Genomic DNA, 17,726 nt, shown 5'->3' with positions numbered 1-17,726 from the left:
GTCTCAGTGGGCGGCGGAGGCGGGAGCCTGATGCTCGAGGGTGAGCGGGGCGGGGCCGAGCACTTTTACGCGCTCGTTGGGTGCCAACGACAAGGTGGCGCCGACCACGTCCGGGCGAATCGGCAATTCGCGGGAGTTGAGGTCCAGCAGGTTGACCAGCGTTACGCTGGCCGGGCGGCCGTAGTCGAACAGCTCGTTGAGCGCTGCACGTATGGTGCGTCCGCTCATTAATACGTCGTCCACCAGGACCAGGTGCTGACCTTCGATTTCGAACGGCAGCGCCGAGGGGCGCACCTGCGGATGCAGGCCATTCTGGGTGAAGTCATCGCGGTAGAACGACACGTCGAGAATGCCCAGCTCGGTGTCGCGCCCCATGGCTTGCAGCAGCGCCTGCGCCACCCACACGCCACCGGTGTGAATGCCGATAAAGCGCGGCTCGGTGATGTTTCGCTTGAGCAGGTGATCGGTGAGCGCGCTGGCCATTTGCGGCAGCAGCTCGGCGGGGTTGGGTAGCTTCATGGTCTCTCCTTGAATCGCAAAAAACGCAGAGCTTCAGGCGCCGCTGTGTTCGGCCAGCCAGCCCTCAAGCAGCAGAGCGGCGGCGAGGGCGTCGACCGGATTGTCGCGATAACCGCCGCGCTGGCCCTGTTGAAGTCGCTCGCCTTTGGCAGCGTAGGTGGTCAGGCGCTCGTCGTGGGTGTGCACCGGCAAATTGAAACGGCCATTGAGGCGGCGGGCGAACTTCTCGGCGCGCTCGCTCATTTCGCTCGGTGTGCCGTCCATGTTCAGGGGTAGGCCAACCACAATGGCGTCTGGCTGCCATTCGCGCACCAACGCCTCGACTTTCTGCCAGTCCGGCACACCGTTTTGGGCTTTCAGTACGCAGAGTTCGCGCGCCTGGCCGGTAATCACCTGGCCGACGGCGACGCCGATCTGCTTTGTACCGTAGTCGAATCCGAGCAGCAGGCGTAGGGGCTTGTCGGCCATCAGGCGTGCCCGGCTTGAGAAGTGAGGAGGTTCAGGTTGATGCCCAAACGAGCGGCTGCGGCTTCCAGGCGTTTGTCGTAGGGCACGTCAAACAGGATGTTCGGATCGGCCGCACACGTTAGCCAGGTGTTGCCGATCAGCTCGCTTTCCAACTGCCCGGCTTCCCAGCCCGCGTAACCGAGCACGATGATGTGTTTGTCCGGCCCGAAGCCGTCGGCGATGGCAAATAACACATCTTGCGAAGTAGTCAGCGCCAGCTCGCCCAGTTCGACGGTGGCCTGAAACTGCGGGCCGCTGGGGTGCAGCACGAAACCCCGATCGGTTTGCACCGGACCGCCGGAAAAAATCGGCAGGCTCTGGCAAATGGCTGGCGGCAGGGTTTCGGGGCGCAATTGTTCGAGCACGTCGGCGAGGTTGAGGCCGTTGGGGCGGTTGATCACCAAGCCCATGGCGCCCTGTTCGTTGTGTTCCACCAAGTAGGTGACGGTGTGCGCGAAATTCGGATCGGCCATGTGCGGCATGGCGATCAGAAGATGATTTTTGAGGTAGCTGGGGTTGGCTGCTTTCATGGCGCGTAGTGTCGCCGTTGGCTGGTGGCGATGACAAGCTGAGGGGGCGATTTGCTCGGGCGACGAGTCGTCGCTGGTCGGCGCTGTTATTTGCTGGACAGCTTGTCGCCGCGCTCGAAGCGCCAGGTGCGGATGATTTCCAGGCGGTCGATGTCAGCCAGATCTCCGGTGAAGGGTGCGAAGGGTGCCGACAGCCGTACGATGCGCAGCGCCGCCTGGTCCAGCAGTGGCTGGCCCGACGATTCCAGCACCTGAACTTCGTAGAGGCTGCCGTCCCGGTTGATTGACACCAGCAGCCGGAGGCTGCCGTAAACCCGTTGCTTGCGGGCTTCTTCGGGATAGTTGAGGTTGCCGACGCGTTCGACCTTTTTGCGCCAGTCATCCTTATACCAAGCGCCCTTGTCACGCATGGTCGATGCGGCGTTCAGGCGATGGATTTTTGGGCGTTTGGCATACAGCTGTTGTTCTTTGGCCAGCTCCGCTTCCAGCCCGGCGATTTCGGCAGACAGCTGCTCGGTGTCAAAAGCGGGCGCTTTACGGGCGTCTGGCTGCGGCTTGGCCTCTTCACGCTTGACCGGAGTTTTCGCTTGTTTGGGCGCTGTGGTGGCCACGGCGGCTTTCGGCGCTTGTTGCTTGGTGGCCGGCGCTGGCGCAGTTGGTAGCGTGATGCGCTTGATTTCTTTGTCTTGGAACAGCGCCTGTTCGGTGGTCTTGGGTGCCGCTTTTTTATCCAGCGTTCCGCTGCCCTGTTGGTTGTCCTGAGCGAGGAAATCAGCCTCTTTCGGCTTTTCCTTGCTCTTGAAGGTGGACAGGGTGATTTCCAGGGTTTTGCTGATCTGGCTAGGCGGTGCCAGCGTGAAGCTGACGCCGAGGATCAACGCCGCGTGCAGCGCCACCGCGAGAAACAAGGTAAAGCCCAGCCGGTCCGCAGGACGGACGCCGTAGTCAGGAAGCTCGGGCAGGAGGGCGGGTGATTTCATCGCGCAACGGGGTCAATTCAGGTTGCCGCGCAGTCTGCCGAGGGCTCGGTGAAAAGTCCATGAAGCACTGCGCGGCTTGGTGAAGCACTGGGCATTTCTGCGCTGTGGGTCTCGTGTCGCACCGACACGTCGCTCTGTTCCCTTAAATGCTGAGGACAAATCGGCGCGCGGTGGCACATTCCTTCCGCGAGCGGTCAGCGCGCGTCCAGCTGAGCCTGAATGGCGGCCATCAACTGATCGCCAATGCCGGTGTTGAAGGCGTTGTCGATCTCGCGGATGCAGGTCGGGCTGGTGACGTTGATCTCGGTGAGGTAGTCGCCGATCACGTCCAGGCCCACGAACAGCAAGCCTTTCTCGCGCAACGTCGGGCCCACCTGGGCGGCAATCCAGCGGTCGCGCTCGCTCAGCGGTCGCGCTTCGCCCCGGCCGCCGGCGGCCAGGTTGCCGCGCGTTTCGCCGGCTGCCGGAATGCGCGCCAGGCAGTACGGCACCGGCTCGCCATTGATCATCAGGATGCGTTTGTCGCCGTCCTTGATCGCCGGCAGGTACGCCTGCGCCATGATCTGCTGCTGGCCGTGCTGGGTCAGGGTCTCGAGAATTACCGACAGATTCGGGTCGCCTTCGCGGTGGCGAAAGATCGAGGCGCCGCCCATGCCATCCAAGGGTTTGAGAATGATGTCACGGTGCTCGACTGCAAACTCGCGCAGAATGTCGGCGCGGCGGCTGACCAGTGTCGGGGGCGTGCAGTGTGGGAATTGCGTGGCGAACAACTTTTCGTTGCAGTCGCGCAGGCTCTGAGGGCGGTTAACCACCAGCACCCCGGCCCGCTCGGCTTGCTCCAGCAGGTAAGTGCTGTAGACGAACTCCATGTCGAAGGGCGGATCCTTGCGCATCAGGATCACATCCAGCTCACTCAGAGGCGCGTCGGTTTCATCGCCCAGCTCGAACCAATGCTGAGGATCGGCGAAGACTTTAAGGGCACGCATGCGCGCCTTGGCTTCACCGGCCACCTGATACAGGTCGTGCTGTTCCATATAGAACAATGACCAACCACGGGCCTGAGCGGCCAGTAGCATGGCCAGCGAGCTGTCCTTCTTATAGGAGATGCTCGAAATTGGATCCATGACTATGCCGAGGCGAACGCTCATGGGGTGAATCCTCCGCGAAACGAATGCGACAGTTGAAATGTGTCGCGACTAGACTGTGTGGCGCCAGAGTGGCGATGGCGACCACTTCGGTCAAGGAAAAACCTTACGCTTCTGGGGCTTATAGATTGCTTCTAGAGAGTGTGCTAAAAAGGCCTACGATTGGGTCGCAGCCCGTAGCTGGTAGGCCTCAGGCGCACTGAAAACGTAGAAAAATAACGACTCATCGAGGCGATGGTAGGGCGAACATGGAACAGCATTCCGAAGGATTAAGGGTCATGGTCATCGACGATTCGAAAACGATTCGTCGCACCGCTGAGACCCTGCTGAAAAAAGTGGGTTGTGAGGTGATTACCGCCGTCGATGGTTTCGATGCGTTGGCCAAAATCGCTGACACACACCCCAATATCATTTTTGTCGACATCATGATGCCGCGGTTAGATGGCTATCAGACCTGCGCCCTGATCAAAAATAACAGTGCTTTCAAGTCCACCCCGGTAATCATGTTGTCCTCCAAGGACGGTCTGTTCGATAAGGCTAAAGGCCGAATCGTGGGTTCCGATCAGTACCTCACCAAGCCTTTCAGTAAGGAAGAGTTGCTCGGCGCCATCAAGGCACATGTCCCAGATTTCACCCCGGTGGAACAAGCATCTTGACGTTCGACCGCTAGGGCGGTGACGCAACCTTCCATAGGGAAACACCATGGCTCGAATTCTGATTGTTGATGACTCTCCCACCGAGATGTACAAGCTGACCGCCATGCTTGAAAAGCACGGTCACCAGGTACTCAAGGCGGAAAACGGTGCTGATGGCGTGGCGCTTGCCCGTCAGGAAAAGCCCGACGCCGTGTTGATGGATATCGTGATGCCGGGCCTCAATGGCTTCCAGGCCACCCGTCAACTGACCAAAGATGCTGATACCAATCACATTCCGGTAATTATCGTCACCACCAAAGACCAGGAAACCGATAAGGTCTGGGGCAAGCGCCAAGGCGCGCGTGACTACCTGACCAAACCGGTGGACGAAGACACGCTGCTGAAAACCTTGAATGCGGTGCTGGCGGGCTAACACCGCCACCACACCTATAAAAACTAGAAGGTTAAGGCCGACATGTCGGACGTGCAGACTCCCTTTCAACTTCTCCTCGAAATCGACCAGCGTTGTCGACTGCTGGCTGCCGGCTTGCCGTCGCAGCGGGCCGTGGTGCAGACCTGGAGTGGAATCGGCTTTCGCATGGGCGACCGCCTGTTCGTAGCACCGATGGGCGAAATCGGCGAAGTGCTTCACGAGCCACGGTTCACCTTGTTGCCCGGCGTTAAAAGTTGGGTGAAAGGCGTGGCCAACGTGCGTGGACGCCTGCTGCCGGTAATGGATATGTGTGGCTACTTCGGTACCGAGCTCTCTGCGCTGCGCAAGCAACGCCGGGTGCTGGTCGTAGACCACCAAGATGTTTTCGCTGGCCTGACCGTCGATGAAGTGTTTGGTATGCAGCACTTCCCGGTGGACAGCTTTACCGAGCAGTTGCCAGCGCTCGAAGCGGCTATTGAGCCCTTCATACATGGGGTTTTTCAACGCGAACAGCCATGGCTTGTGTTCAGCCCTCACGCGCTGGCACAGCATCCGGGCTTTCTCGACGTTGCGTATTGAATAAATCAGGTTGGGTCGGCGTTTGCCGGCCCTTTGGCGTTACACGGGAAAACGTAGTGCGGTGGGTCCAGGCGGGGGCCATACAATGAAAAAACTTAACGCAGGCAATCTATTGGCTGGAGTGCGTAGTAGCTCGTTGATCGCGGGACTGTTTATCGTCCTGATCGTGTCGATCGTGCTGCTCTTCGCCAACTTCGCCTACATCAACACCCAGTCGAACTACGACAAGGAATACATCAGCCACTCCGGTGAGCTGCGTGTGCTTTCCCAACGTATCGCGAAAAACGCCACGGAAGCTGCGGCCGGTAAGACAGAGGCGTTCGCCCTGTTGAAAGACGCGCGCAATGACTTCGAAAAGCGTTGGAGCTTCCTGGTTTCCGGTGACAACAACACCGGCCTGCCACCAGCGCCTGCCATCGTGAAGCCAGAGATGGACGCGGTGCAGCAAGACTGGGACAGCCTGCGTAAAAACGCCGACGCCATTCTCGCCAGCGAACAAACCGTACTGTCTCTGCACCAGGTTGCTGCCACCTTGGCCGAAACCATTCCGCAGCTGCAGGTCGAGTACGAAGAAGTGGTCGACATCCTGCTGGAAAGCGGCGCAACCGCTGCCCAGGTATCGGTTGCTCAGCGTCAGTCGCTGTTGGCCGAACGTATCCTCGGTTCGGTGAACAAGGTACTGGCCGGTGACGAAGACTCGGTACAAGCCGCCGACATGTTCGGTCGTGACGCCAGCCTGTTCGGTCGCGTACTCAAGGCGATGATCGAAGGCAACGCCGCCATGAAGATCACCAAGGTCAGCGACCAGGAAGCCCTGGAGCGTCTGTCCGAGATTTCCGAGCTGTTCGAGTTCGTATCCGGTTCGGTAGACGAAATTCTCGAAACCTCGCCCGAACTGTTCCAGGTTCGTGAATCGGCGAGCAGCATCTTTACCGTGTCGCAAACCCTGTTGGACAAGGCCTCGAAACTCGCCGGCGGCTTTGAAAACCTGGTGGGCGCGCGTTCCATGAACACCCTGGCCGGCTACGTGCTGGGTCTGCTGGCTATCGCCTCGATCGTATTGATCGGTCTGGTAATGGTTCAGAGCACCCGAAGCCGACTGGCTGAAACCGCCGAGAAAAACGAACGTAACCAGGCGGCGATTCTGCGACTGCTCGATGAAATTGCCGACCTCGCGGACGGTGACTTGACCGTAGCGGCGACCGTAACCGAAGACTTCACCGGCGCCATCGCGGACTCGATCAACTACTCGATCGACCAGCTGCGCGACCTCGTTGCCACGATCAACCTGACAGCTGTACAGGTGGCCGCCGCCGCCCAGGAAACCCAGGCAACGGCGATGCACCTGGCCGAAGCATCCGAGCACCAAGCGCAAGAAATTGCCGGTGCATCGGCGGCGATCAACGAAATGGCCGTGTCCATTGACCAGGTATCGGCGAACGCCTCGGAATCGTCCGCGGTAGCGGAACGGTCCGTAGCCATCGCCAACAAAGGCAACGAGGTGGTGCATAACACCATCACCGGCATGGATAACATCCGTGAGCAGATCCAGGACACCTCCAAACGTATTAAACGTCTGGGTGAATCGTCCCAGGAGATTGGTGACATCGTTAGCCTGATTAACGACATTGCCGACCAGACCAACATCCTCGCACTGAACGCCGCGATCCAGGCCTCCATGGCCGGTGACGCCGGTCGAGGCTTCGCCGTGGTAGCGGACGAGGTACAACGCCTCGCTGAACGTTCCTCTGCTGCAACCAAGCAGATCGAGGCGCTGGTTAAAACGATTCAGACCGACACCAACGAAGCGGTTATCTCCATGGAGCAAACCACTTCCGAAGTAGTACGCGGTGCGCGTCTGGCGCAAGACGCCGGTGTGGCACTGGAAGAGATTGAAAAGGTATCCAAGACCCTCGCGGCCTTGATCCAAAACATCTCCAACGCCGCCCGTCAGCAAGCGTCCTCTGCGGGCCACATCTCCAACACCATGAACGTGATTCAGGAGATCACCTCGCAGACGTCCTCGGGTACCACCGCTACTGCCAAGAGCATTGGTAACTTGGCCAAAATGGCCAGTGAGATGCGTCGTTCGGTTTCTGGTTTTACCCTGCCAGAAGCAGCGGACCAGGCCTGATCGAGGAAAGCGCGATGACCTGAAAAGGTCATCGTCACTGGGCCATGAGCGAGGGAGACGGCATGCAACCGAGCGGGGCGCCGGGTGGGGCGTCAAGTGGAACCTGGGTTCTCAAACCCCTGGTCGACATGACGCCTGCCGAATTCCACGACTGGCAAGCGCTGCTTGAAGAGCGCACCGGTGTGGTGATCAACGAACAGCGCCAGGCCTTTTTGCAGACCAACCTCAGCGCGCGCATGCGTGAGCTCGATGTGCCGGACTACGCCAGCTACTACCGGCAAGTCACGGCGGGTCCGCGTGGCGCCGTGGAGTGGTCAACCCTGCTGGACCGCCTGACCGTTCAAGAAACCCGTTTTTTCCGCCATCGTCCTTCGTTTGAAGTGCTTGAGCAATACCTGGCGTTGCGCCTGGCGCAGGCCCAGCCGGGGCAACAGCCCTGGGCGTTATGGAGCGTGGGTTGCTCCAGCGGAGAAGAACCGTACTCCATGGCCATAAGTGCCGCGGAAGTGCTGCGTGATAGCGAGCTGCCCGACCACTTTGGCGTAACGGGCACCGATATCAGCATGAACGCCTTGAGCAAGGCGCGTGACGGGGAATACGCCGCGCGTAAGTTCGAGCAGATGGATATAGACCTGTGCGAGCGCTACTTCGACGTGCAGGACGATGGTCGTTTGAAGGTAATACCGAGCCTGGCCGCACGCGTGTGTTGTGCAAGGCTCAACGTTCTGGAGTTGGCGAAAGCGCCGATGACCGGCATGGATGTCATTTTCTGTCAGAACTTGCTGATCTATTTTCGTCGCTGGCGTCGCCGCGAGATCCTCAACCGCCTGGCTGAACGCCTTGCGCCAGGTGGTCTGTTGGTAGTCGGCGTTGGCGAAGTGGTCGGTTGGCAGCACCCGGACCTGGAGCCGGTGGCCGACGAGCGAGTTCTGGCTTTTACCCGAAAGGGGTAACGAGCGGTTTATGAGTGGAGTTGCTATGGGTGATCGGCACGATTATGTCGCCCTGGAGTGGGTTAAAGGCGAGATCGCAGAAACCCTGAAACAGGCACGGCAGGCCCTTGAGGCGTTCGTTGAGAACCCCGAGGACTCGACGCGCATGCGGTTCTGCCTGACCTATGCGCACCAGGTTCACGGCACTCTGCAAATGGTGGAGTTCTACGGCGCAGCCTTGCTCGCCGAAGAGATGGAGCACCTCGCCCAGGCCCTGATGGAAAACCGCGTCAGCAATCAGGGTGAAGCCCTGGAAGTGCTGATGCAGGCCATTCTGCAACTGCCGGTTTACCTGGACCGCATCCAAACCGCTCGCCGCGACCTGCCGATGGTCGTGCTGCCGCTGCTGAACGATTTGCGCTCGGCGCGTGGCGAAAAGCTGCTGTCCGAAACCAGCCTGTTCTCCCCCGACATGACCGCGCGCCAACCGGCGCTCTCGGCAGATTCGCTGGCCCAACTGCGCACCGCCGACTTGCCGGTGTTGCTGCGCAAACTGCGCCAGATGCTGCAAATGGCGCTGATTGGCGTGATCCGCAATCAAGACCTGGGCACCAACCTCGGCTATATGGCCCGCGTGTTCGCCCGCCTCGAAGTGCTGTGCAAAGACGCCCCGCTGGGCCCGCTTTGGCAAATTGCCTCGGGCATCGTCGAAGGCTTGTCCAACGGCAGCGTGCTCAACGGCAGCTCCGTGCGCACCTTGCTGCGGCAGGTCGACAAAGAACTCAAGCGTCTGCTGGAGCAGGGTGCCGACGGCATCAACCAGCCGGCCCCGGACGAGCTGACCAAGAACCTGCTGTTCTACGTCGCCAAGTCCAGCCCGCAATCGCCGCGTATCCGCCAGCTCAAAGAACAGTACCGCCTCGACGAAGCGCTGCCTGACGACGACATCGTCGACGAAGAGCGCGCCCGCCTCGCAGGCCCCGACCGTGACGCCATGCGCTCGGTGGTCGCCGCCCTGTGCGAAGAGCTGGTGCGCGTCAAGGACAGCCTCGACCTGTTCGTGCGCAGCGACCGCAGCAAAGTCGCCGAGCTGGATAGCCAATTGGCGCCGCTCAAGCAAATCGCCGACACCCTGGCCGTGTTGGGTTTTGGCCAGCCGCGCAAAGTCATCCTCGATCAGATTGACGTGGTTCACGGCCTGTCCCTGGGGCAGCGTGAGCCTAGCGATGCGGTGCTGATGGATGTTGCCGGTGCGCTGCTGTACGTCGAAGCGACCCTGGCTGGCATGGTCGGCCCCGCCGAAGACGGCCGCCGCGAAGAAAGCCATCTGCCCACCACCGACGTTGGCCAGATTCACCAGCTGGTGATCAAGGAAGCGCGCAACGGCCTGGAACAGGCGAAAGACGCGATCATCGAATTCATCGCCTCGCAGTGGAACCACGAGCACTTGGCTCGCGTGCCAGAGCTGCTGACCCAGGCCCGTGGCGGCCTGGCCATGATTCCGCTGGAGCGTGCCGCCGCGTTGCTGCAGGCGTGCAACCGTTATATCCAGGAGCAACTGCTGGCGCGCAAAGCCGTGCCGAACTGGCAGAGCCTCGACACCCTGGCCGACGCCATCACCAGCGTCGAGTACTACCTCGAACGCTTAAGCGAAGACCACGCCGCCCAAGGCGATCTGATTCTCGACGTCGCCGAGGAAAGCCTGGAAGCCCTGGGCTATCCGCTTAAAGAAAAGCCGTCGATCCTTGATCGCGTTGAGCCGGAGCCGGAAACATTCGCGCCCCTGGCCGACCCGATGCACGACATCGACGTGCTGGAGCAAGCGCCTGAGTTTGCCGAAGAAGCCGAGCCGGCTCCCGCGCCGTTTGAGGCTGAACCGTCGTCGTTTGAATCGGACTTTGGCGTTATCGAAGAAAGCTTCAGCCTCGAAGACCTGCCGGTTGTCGAGACGGCGAGTGCACCCGCCAGCGGCGACGCCGGCGGAATCGAATTCTCTCTGGAAGATCTGCAAGCGCCGGAGCCGACTGCACAGTTGGCCGACGACGAGCTGAGCCTGGACTTCAGTGAACTGCAAAGTAGCGAACTCGAAAGCACTGATCTGGAAATCGCCGAGCCGGACCTGCTGCCGCTCGAAGACAGCTGGACCCTCGAAGACCTTCCCGCCGCGCCGGGCGAAGTGGTTGAGCTGAGTTCGTTTGAAGCGCTGCCAACGCTGGACCTCAACGACGAACCGCTGACCCTTGGCGAAGTGTCGACCGAATGGAACAGCGACAGCCTTGAGCACCGCGACCTCGAACTCGATGCCCCCGAGGCGCCGGTGTTCTCGTTGGAAGATGGCGGTCTGGAAGAGTTGAGCCTGGACGCGCTGGACGACAATCCGGCCGACTGGAACGAAGCCGAACTGGCTGAACTGGACTTGCCCGAAGTCGAGCTGCCGGTTGCCGAGCCGCAAGCGCCTGTCGCTGCGGCACCGACTGAGAAGCCGATGTCGATGGCCGACGTCATGGCCACCCCGGTGCAGGCGATCAACCCGCCTGCGCAAGACGTACCGCCGAGCCTGCTGCCGCCGCCCGAAGGCGAAGAGCCGATTGATGAAGACTTGCTTGAAGTCTTTATCGAAGAAGTCGGCGAGGTGCTGGAAACCATCGCCGAATACCTGCCGCAGTGGCGTGCTGACACCGACAACAAAACCGCGCTCACCGAAGTGCGCCGCGCCTTCCATACCCTTAAGGGCAGTGGTCGCATGGTGCGTGCGCTGATTATCGGCGAGCTGGGCTGGTCCATCGAAAACCTGCTTAACCGCGTGCTCGACCGCAGCATTCAGCCCGACGAAGACGTGCAGCAAGTGATTGCCGACGTAGTTGCGCTGATGCCCGCGCTGGTCGATGAGTTTGCCGCCAAGGCCCAGCGCCAGCGCGACGACGTCGATGCGCTGGCCGCCACCGCCCACGCCTTGGCCCGGGGGCAGCGCCGCCCAAAACCTGAAGCCCCGGCGCCCGTGCAGGCAGCCGACGCCGTGGGCGAAACGGCGGCTGTCACCTCGCCAGAAATCGAAGCGCTGGACCCGCAGCTGATCGAGATTTTCCGTAATGAAGCGGAAACCCACCTCGACACGTTGGTGGGCTTCCTCGCCGATTGCGCCCAGCAGTTGCCGCAGGAAATCACCGATAACCTGCAACGCGCCTTGCACACCCTCAAGGGCAGCGCGCACATGGCTGGCATTCTGCCGATTGCAGAAATTGCCACGCCGCTGGAAAAGCTGGCCAAAGAATTCAAAACCAACCTGATCCCCATGGACCTGGCCGAAGCGGAATTACTGCACACCGCCGAACAGCTGTTCCGTCAGGGTCTGGAACAGCTCGAAACCCATCCGCTGGCGCCAATCGAAGGGGCTCCCGAGTTCCTCGAACGCGTCGCCAAGCTGCATCAGGAACGCCTGGAAACCGCTCAGGCGGCCCGTGAAGACCTGCAAGGCAGCGACAAGCGCGACCCGCAACTGATCGGCATTTTCCTATCCGAAGGCATGGACATTCTGCTGGACGCCGAGGACCTGCTGCGCAAATGGCGCGAGCACCCGTCCGAGCGTCAGGAACTGAGTGCGCTGCTCGATGAGCTGACCACCCTTGGCCGTGGCGCCGAGATGGCCGAACTGCCGCAAATCGATGAGCTGTGTGAGGCCCTGCTGGACCTCTACGGTGCCGTCGAAGAAGGCAGCCTGGCGGTGAGCGAGCGCTTCTTTAGTGAAGCGGAAAGCGCCCACGAGGCGCTGATCAGCATGATGGATCAGGTGGCTGCCGGCCTGCAGGTAAGCGCCGAGCCGCAACGCGTCGAAGCCTTGCGTCAGTTGCTGGGCGAGGCACTCGACCCCCAGACCCTGGCACTGTTGAGCCCCGGCGGTGAAGCGGGGCTGAATATCGTCGAGTTGGACGAAGCCACCGCCGACCTGCAAATGGCCGAGTGGAGCAACGACACCGGCAACGACGAACCACCGGTGCAGGAATACGACCTGTCAGCGTTCGACGCCTTGCCGAACGTGGAAGAGGTGGCCGACGAGCCGCTGCCGTCCGACGATTTGATGCCGGCCGTTGAAGAGCTGGCTGCCATCGAGCCCGCGCCTGAGCCCTTGGCGCCAGCGCCCGTGGTTGAAGCTGAAGCCGATCCGCTCGACGCTGAGATGGTGGAAATCTTCCTCGAAGAGGCGGTGGACATCCTCGAAAGCTCCGGCCAGGCCTTGGACCGTTGGCTCGGTGAGCCAGACAACAATTTGGCCCTGTCTTCCCTGCTGCGCGACTTGCACACCCTGAAAGGTGGCGCGCGTATGGCGGCCATTCGCCCAATCGGCGACCTGGCCCACGAGCTGGAAACCCTGTACGAAGGCTTGGTCGACCGCCGTTATAGCTATTCGCCTGCGCTAGCCGGCCTGCTGCAACGCAGCCACGACAAACTCGCTGTGCTGCTGGATCAATTGCAGGCTAACCAGCCGCTGCACGACCCGGCGGACTTGGTTCAGGACATCCGCAACTTTCGCCAGGGCGGCGCGCAGAGCCTCTCCGCCGCAGCGGTAATGCTCGATGACCTCGAACTCGCTGAACCGGTTGAACTGACCGACGTCGACGCGGCCCTGGTTGAAGACGTGCCGAGCCCGGAAGCGCAATTGATTGCCGCCGAAGACGAGCTGGAAGAGCTGCCGCTGGTGGAACCGGTGGACGCTGAGCTTGAACCGGACGCTATCGACTTCGACGACGTGACAGCCACCGCCGAACTGAGCGCTGAAGAACTGCGCGACGTGCTGCCTGAGCTTGAGCTAGACGCGCCGGAGTTGGCGAACGACGAGCCCCGCGTTGAAGACCTCGCCCCGGTTGCCGACGTTGCTGAGCTGCCTGAGCCTGAGCCTGAGCCCGAGCCGCAGCCTGTCGTTTATGAAGCCCCGGCCCCGACCGCCTTCGACGACGAGCGCGATCCGGAGCTGGTGGAAATCTTCCTTGAAGAAGGCTTCGACATCATCGACAGCTCCAGCGCCGCCTTGCAGCGTTGGAAAGATGACCTCGATAACAGCCTTGAGCTGGAATCGTTGCAGCGTGATCTGCACACCCTCAAGGGTGGTGCGCGCATGGCCGAGATTCGCGAAATTGGCGACTTGGCCCACGAACTGGAATTCCTTTACGAAGGCTTGGGCGATGGCCGTTTGCGCGCCAGCCCAGGGTTGTTCGTGCTGCTGCAAAGCTGCCACGACCGTCTGGCCGAGATGCTCGAAGCCGTGCGCGACAAGCGTCACGTGCCCAAGGGCGACGACCTGATCGAGACCATCAAACGCTTTCGCGCCAACCCCGACGAACAACTGAGCATGCCTTCCAGCGTGCACCTGGTTGCCGCCGTCGAGGAGCCCGTCGCGGACGATGCCGAAGACGACGACATCCTCGATATCTTCCTCGAAGAGGCCGACGACCTGCTGGAAAGCATGGAAAGCGCTATTGGCCGTTGGGAAGAAAAGCGTGACGACAGCGATGCCATCGACGACATGCTGCGCATTCTGCACACCCTTAAAGGCGGTGCGCGCCTGGCCGGTCAGAAAGCCCTTGGCGACCTGACCCACAACCTGGAACAACACCTGACCGAGGCGCAGCAACAAGGCGCGCCTTGGCCAGAGAGTCTGTTCCTCGATGTGCAATCGGGCTTCGAAGCGCTGCAAGGCGAACTCGATCAACTGCGTCAGCGCGTCAACGACAGCATGGCGGCCGACCTGGCCCAAGCCAGCCACGAACCGGCCGAGCCACCAGCGCCCGCACCGAGCACGTTGCCGGCCGTGCATACGCTGGCCAATCCGATTGTGGCTGCCAGCGAGTTCTCGTCGGCGCCGGTTGCTTCCAAGGTGCTGCCGTTTGTACGCCGCGCCCAAGAGGCCGCGCTGGATGCCGCCGCTCGGCGCGCCCCGCAAGAACTGGTGAAAGTCCCGGCCGAGTTGCTGGAAGGCCTGGTGAACCTGGCCGGTGAGACTTCGATTTTCCGGGGTCGCGTCGAGCAGCAGGTCAGTGACTTCGGTTTCACCCTCGGCGAGATGGAAGCGACCATTGACCGGGTGCGCGACCAGTTGCGCCGCCTCGACATCGAAACCCAGTCACAAATCATCAGCCGCTTCCAGGCCGAAGCCGAGCGCGTGGGCTACGAAGATTTCGACCCGCTGGAAATGGACCGTCACTCGCAGTTGCAGCAGCTCTCGCGCGCACTGTTCGAGTCGGCCTCCGACTTGCTGGAACTGAAAGAAACCCTGGCCGCGCGTAACCGCGATGCCGAAACCCTGTTGCTGCAACAGGCGCGCGTTAACACCGAACTGCAAGAAGGCCTGATGCGCACGCGCATGGTGCCGTTCGACCGCTTGGTGCCACGTCTGCGCCGTATCGTTCGCCAGGTGGCGAGCGAGCTGGGCAAACAGGTCGACTTTATTGTCGGTAACGCCGACGGCGAGATGGACCGTACTGTTCTCGAACGTATCGTTGCGCCGCTGGAACACATGCTGCGTAACGCCGTCGACCACGGTATTGAACCGAGCGATGTGCGCCGCGCGGCGGGCAAAAGCGAGCAGGGCACCATTCGCCTGAGCCTCGGCCGCGAGGGTGGCGACATTGTGCTGACCCTGGCCGACGACGGTGGCGGCATCAAGCTCGACGCCGTGCGCCGTAAAGCGCTTGAGCGCGGCATGATGGACAGCGCCTCGGACCTGACCGATTACGAAATTCTGCAGTTCATTCTGGAAGCCGGTTTCTCCACCGCCGAGAAGGTCACACAAATCTCCGGCCGTGGCGTGGGCATGGACGTGGTGCACTCCGAGGTGAAACAACTCGGCGGCTCCATGAGCATCGACTCAGTACCGGGCGAGGGCACCACCTTCCGCATCCGTCTGCCGTTCACCGTGTCGGTAAACCGCGCGTTGATGGTACTCTCCGGTGAAGACCTGTACGCCATTCCGTTGAACACCATCGAAGGTATCGTGCGGGTGTCGCCGTACGAGCTGGAAGCCTATTACGCACCGGACGCGCCGCGTTTCGAATACGCCGGCCAAGCGTATGAGCTGCGTTACCTAGGCGACCTGTTGAACAACGGCCAGCAACCGAAACTGGTGGGCCAAAGCCTGCCGCTGCCGGTGATTCTGGTGCGCTCCAGCGACCACGCCGTAGCCGTGCAAGTGGACTCACTGGCCGGTTCGCGCGAGATCGTGGTGAAGAGCCTCGGCCCGCAGTTCGCCGGTGTGCATGGCATTTCCGGTGCGACCATCCTCGGGGACGGTCGCGTGGTGGTGATTCTTGACCTGCTGGCGACCATTCGGGTGCGTCACGCGCACCTGCTCAACCAGCTGCAAACCCGCACCGTTAGCCGTACCGCCCTGCCCGCCGAGGTGGAAGTGGAACGTCCGACGCTGGTTATGGTGGTCGACGACTCGGTTACCGTGCGTAAGGTCACCAGCCGCCTGCTGGAGCGTAACGGCATGAACGTACTCACCGCCAAAGACGGTGTGGACGCCATCTCGCTGCTGCAAGAGCACAAGCCGGACATCATGCTGCTGGACATCGAAATGCCGCGCATGGACGGTTTCGAAGTGGCCAACCTGGTGCGCCACGACCAGAACCTGCAAGACCTGCCGATCATCATGATCACCTCGCGTACCGGTGATAAACACCGTGAGCGGGCGATGAACATTGGTGTTAACGATTACCTCGGCAAGCCTTACCAAGAGTCGTTGCTGCTGGAAACCATCGCCAAGCTGGTCGCCGAACACCCGGTTAAACGCACATGAGCGAGAAAAACAGCGCACGCATCGCCGTGCTCGCCGACACCTCGTTGCAGCGCCATGTGCTGCAACAGGCGCTGACGGGCAGCGGCTATAACGTGGTGCTCAACACCGACCCCGCGCGGCTCGATGCCGAGGCGCTGGCCGCTTGCGAAGCGGACTTGTGGTTGGTGGACTTGGCGCAGTCCGAAGACTCGCCGCTGATCGACACCCTGCTGGAACATGCCGACGTGCCGGTGCTGTTTGGCGAAGGCCATGCGCCGGAACGCCATTCGGAAAACTACCCACGCTGGGAGCGCCGTCTGGTCGGCAAACTCAAGCGGTTGGTAGGCGACCCCACGCAAGCGGTTGGCCCTAGCCTGCAAGCCTTGTTTGACGAAGCGCAGCGCCCCGCGCGGTTGGATTTACCCACAGCGCTGGCCAACACGCCGCTGGCCGCCGGTGCGCCTGCGCGTCAGGTGTGGCTTTTGGCCGCTTCATTGGGCGGTCCGGCGGCGGTCAAAGCCTTTCTCGATGCGCTGCCGGGCGGCTTGCCGATTGGCTTTATCTACGCCCAGCACATCGACGCCAGTTTCGAAGCCACCTTGCCGCAAGCCGTCGGCCGTCACAGCCAATGGCACGTCAATGCAGCGCGCCAAGGCGACGCCGTGCGCTGTGGTGAAGTGGTGGTGGCGCCCATTCAATACGAACTGGGCTTTGCCGAAGACGGCGCCATGAAGATTGCCGACCGAGGCTGGCCGGAACCGTACAGCCCGTCCATTGACCAGATGATGCTCAACCTCGCCCAGCATTTCGGCGCCATGAGCGGCGTGATCGCCTTCAGCGGCATGGGCAGCGACGGCAGTGCCGCCGCCGCGTATGTGCGTCGCCAAGGCGGCGCCATCTGGACCCAACGCGCCGACAGTTGCGTGTGCGCGAGCATGCCCGACAGCCTGCGCGAAGGCGGCTACAGCGCCTACAGTGGCGACCCGCGCGAACTGGCGGAAACGCTGGTCAACCATTTAGCGTCGCAGTGCGCCTGATAGCGCCGACAGGATTTCCCCATGAGCCAAGCCGTCACCCCAACCACCGCCTCAACCGCCACCAGCATCACCGGGTTGCTAGTGCCCCTGGCCGACCGCACCTTGCTGCTGCCGAACGTGGCGGTGGCCGAGCTGATTCCCTATCGCGCGCCGCAAGTAACGCCCGGCATGCCGGCCTGGTTCCTCGGGCAAATGGCGTGGCGTGACTTGAGTTTGCCGTTGCTGTCGTTTGAAGCGGCGTCTGACGGCCAACCCCAGATTCGCCCCGGCGCACGCGTGGCGGTAATCAACGCCCTGGGCGGGCGCCCCAACGTGAAGTTTCTCGCCCTGCTGGTGCAAGGTATTCCGCGCTCGCTGAAAGTAGGCACCGAGCTGGCGCGGGCCGACGTGCCGCTGGCGCCGTTGGAACTGGACGCCGTGAGCTTCGGTGAAGCCGTGGCGAAGATTCCCGACCTGCTGGCCCTGGAGCAGATGCTTGCCGATGCCGGCTTGATCTGATGCCCGCTCGTTGGGCTTCGCACGGCGAA

Annotated in this window: 13 protein-coding genes; 8 read left to right on the top strand and 5 right to left on the bottom strand. The window is 61.6% G+C overall.

Going from position 1 to position 17,726, the window contains the following annotated elements:
• Positions 1 to 3: 3 nt before the first annotated feature.
• The 5 genes from pyrR to gshB all read right to left on the bottom strand — a co-directional run bounded on the left by pyrR (position 4) and on the right by gshB (position 3,684).
• Positions 4 to 519, bottom strand: a complete 516-nt coding sequence (pyrR, locus tag ACZZZU_RS13605) for a bifunctional pyr operon transcriptional regulator/uracil phosphoribosyltransferase PyrR (RefSeq protein WP_122492102.1) — start codon at positions 517 to 519, stop codon at positions 4 to 6.
• Between the two features lie 33 nt (positions 520 to 552).
• On the bottom strand, positions 553 to 990 hold the full coding sequence (ruvX, locus tag ACZZZU_RS13600; RefSeq protein WP_122492101.1) for a Holliday junction resolvase RuvX: 438 nt from the start codon (positions 988 to 990) through the stop codon (positions 553 to 555).
• Positions 987 to 1,556, bottom strand: coding sequence for a YqgE/AlgH family protein (locus ACZZZU_RS13595; protein WP_463550903.1), 570 nt, complete (start codon positions 1,554 to 1,556; stop codon positions 987 to 989). The genes ruvX and ACZZZU_RS13595 overlap by 4 nt, the downstream gene beginning before the upstream one ends.
• Positions 1,557 to 1,642: 86 nt before the next feature.
• Positions 1,643 to 2,536, bottom strand: coding sequence for an energy transducer TonB (locus ACZZZU_RS13590; RefSeq protein WP_122492099.1), 894 nt, complete (start codon positions 2,534 to 2,536; stop codon positions 1,643 to 1,645).
• Positions 2,537 to 2,730: 194 nt separating this feature from the next.
• Complete coding sequence (gene gshB / locus ACZZZU_RS13585; RefSeq protein WP_463550902.1) at positions 2,731 to 3,684, bottom strand: glutathione synthase; 954 nt, start codon at positions 3,682 to 3,684, stop codon at positions 2,731 to 2,733.
• Positions 3,685 to 3,929: 245 nt separating this feature from the next.
• On the opposite strand from gshB, the gene pilG reads away from it, so the two are divergent.
• From pilG to ACZZZU_RS13545, 8 genes are all read left to right on the top strand, one after another.
• Positions 3,930 to 4,337 carry a twitching motility response regulator PilG gene (gene pilG / locus ACZZZU_RS13580; protein WP_108094981.1) on the top strand — a complete coding sequence of 136 codons (408 nt, stop codon included), beginning with the start codon at positions 3,930 to 3,932 and terminating at the stop codon, positions 4,335 to 4,337.
• Between the two features lie 46 nt (positions 4,338 to 4,383).
• Positions 4,384 to 4,749 (top strand): twitching motility response regulator PilH, encoded by a 366-nt coding sequence (gene pilH, locus ACZZZU_RS13575; protein WP_108094980.1) that lies wholly within the window; start codon positions 4,384 to 4,386, stop codon positions 4,747 to 4,749.
• Positions 4,750 to 4,791: 42 nt separating this feature from the next.
• Positions 4,792 to 5,328 carry a chemotaxis protein CheW gene (locus ACZZZU_RS13570; protein WP_122492097.1) on the top strand — a complete coding sequence of 179 codons (537 nt, stop codon included), beginning with the start codon at positions 4,792 to 4,794 and terminating at the stop codon, positions 5,326 to 5,328.
• An 85-nt stretch (positions 5,329 to 5,413) separates the two neighbouring features.
• On the top strand, positions 5,414 to 7,462 hold the full coding sequence (locus ACZZZU_RS13565) for a methyl-accepting chemotaxis protein (protein WP_122452945.1): 2,049 nt from the start codon (positions 5,414 to 5,416) through the stop codon (positions 7,460 to 7,462).
• A 44-nt stretch (positions 7,463 to 7,506) separates the two neighbouring features.
• On the top strand, positions 7,507 to 8,415 hold the full coding sequence (locus ACZZZU_RS13560; protein ID WP_463384174.1) for a CheR family methyltransferase: 909 nt from the start codon (positions 7,507 to 7,509) through the stop codon (positions 8,413 to 8,415).
• Between the two features lie 25 nt (positions 8,416 to 8,440).
• Positions 8,441 to 16,183: an Hpt domain-containing protein gene (locus ACZZZU_RS13555; RefSeq protein WP_463552138.1), complete on the top strand. Its 7,743-nt coding sequence runs from the start codon at positions 8,441 to 8,443 to the stop codon at positions 16,181 to 16,183.
• A complete protein-coding gene (locus ACZZZU_RS13550; RefSeq protein WP_463550901.1) occupies positions 16,180 to 17,199 on the top strand; it encodes a chemotaxis protein CheB in 1,020 nt (339 codons plus the stop codon). Before ACZZZU_RS13555 ends, ACZZZU_RS13550 begins: the two co-directional genes overlap by 4 nt.
• A 21-nt stretch (positions 17,200 to 17,220) precedes the next feature.
• The gene (locus tag ACZZZU_RS13545; protein ID WP_122492093.1) at positions 17,221 to 17,697 is read left to right on the top strand and encodes a chemotaxis protein CheW; all 477 of its coding nucleotides are present in this window, start codon (positions 17,221 to 17,223) and stop codon (positions 17,695 to 17,697) included.
• Positions 17,698 to 17,726: the final 29 nt, after the last annotated feature.

The sequence above is a fragment of the Pseudomonas sp. AC136 genome (assembly GCF_979258585.1).
This window is presented reverse-complemented; position numbering and strand designations above follow the sequence as displayed.

Coding starts and splice junctions, on each gene's coding strand:
- pyrR (WP_122492102.1), bottom strand. CDS start 519: ATGAAGCTACCCAACCCCGCCGAGCTGCTGCCGCAAATGGCCAGCGCG.
- ACZZZU_RS13595 (WP_463550903.1), bottom strand. CDS start 1,556: ATGAAAGCAGCCAACCCCAGCTACCTCAAAAATCATCTTCTGATCGCC.
- ACZZZU_RS13590 (WP_122492099.1), bottom strand. CDS start 2,536: ATGAAATCACCCGCCCTCCTGCCCGAGCTTCCTGACTACGGCGTCCGT.
- gshB (WP_463550902.1), bottom strand. CDS start 3,684: ATGAGCGTTCGCCTCGGCATAGTCATGGATCCAATTTCGAGCATCTCC.
- pilG (WP_108094981.1), top strand. CDS start 3,930: ATGGAACAGCATTCCGAAGGATTAAGGGTCATGGTCATCGACGATTCG.
- pilH (WP_108094980.1), top strand. CDS start 4,384: ATGGCTCGAATTCTGATTGTTGATGACTCTCCCACCGAGATGTACAAG.
- ACZZZU_RS13570 (WP_122492097.1), top strand. CDS start 4,792: ATGTCGGACGTGCAGACTCCCTTTCAACTTCTCCTCGAAATCGACCAG.
- ACZZZU_RS13565 (WP_122452945.1), top strand. CDS start 5,414: ATGAAAAAACTTAACGCAGGCAATCTATTGGCTGGAGTGCGTAGTAGC.
- ACZZZU_RS13560 (WP_463384174.1), top strand. CDS start 7,507: ATGAGCGAGGGAGACGGCATGCAACCGAGCGGGGCGCCGGGTGGGGCG.
- ACZZZU_RS13555 (WP_463552138.1), top strand. CDS start 8,441: ATGGGTGATCGGCACGATTATGTCGCCCTGGAGTGGGTTAAAGGCGAG.
- ACZZZU_RS13550 (WP_463550901.1), top strand. CDS start 16,180: ATGAGCGAGAAAAACAGCGCACGCATCGCCGTGCTCGCCGACACCTCG.
- ACZZZU_RS13545 (WP_122492093.1), top strand. CDS start 17,221: ATGAGCCAAGCCGTCACCCCAACCACCGCCTCAACCGCCACCAGCATC.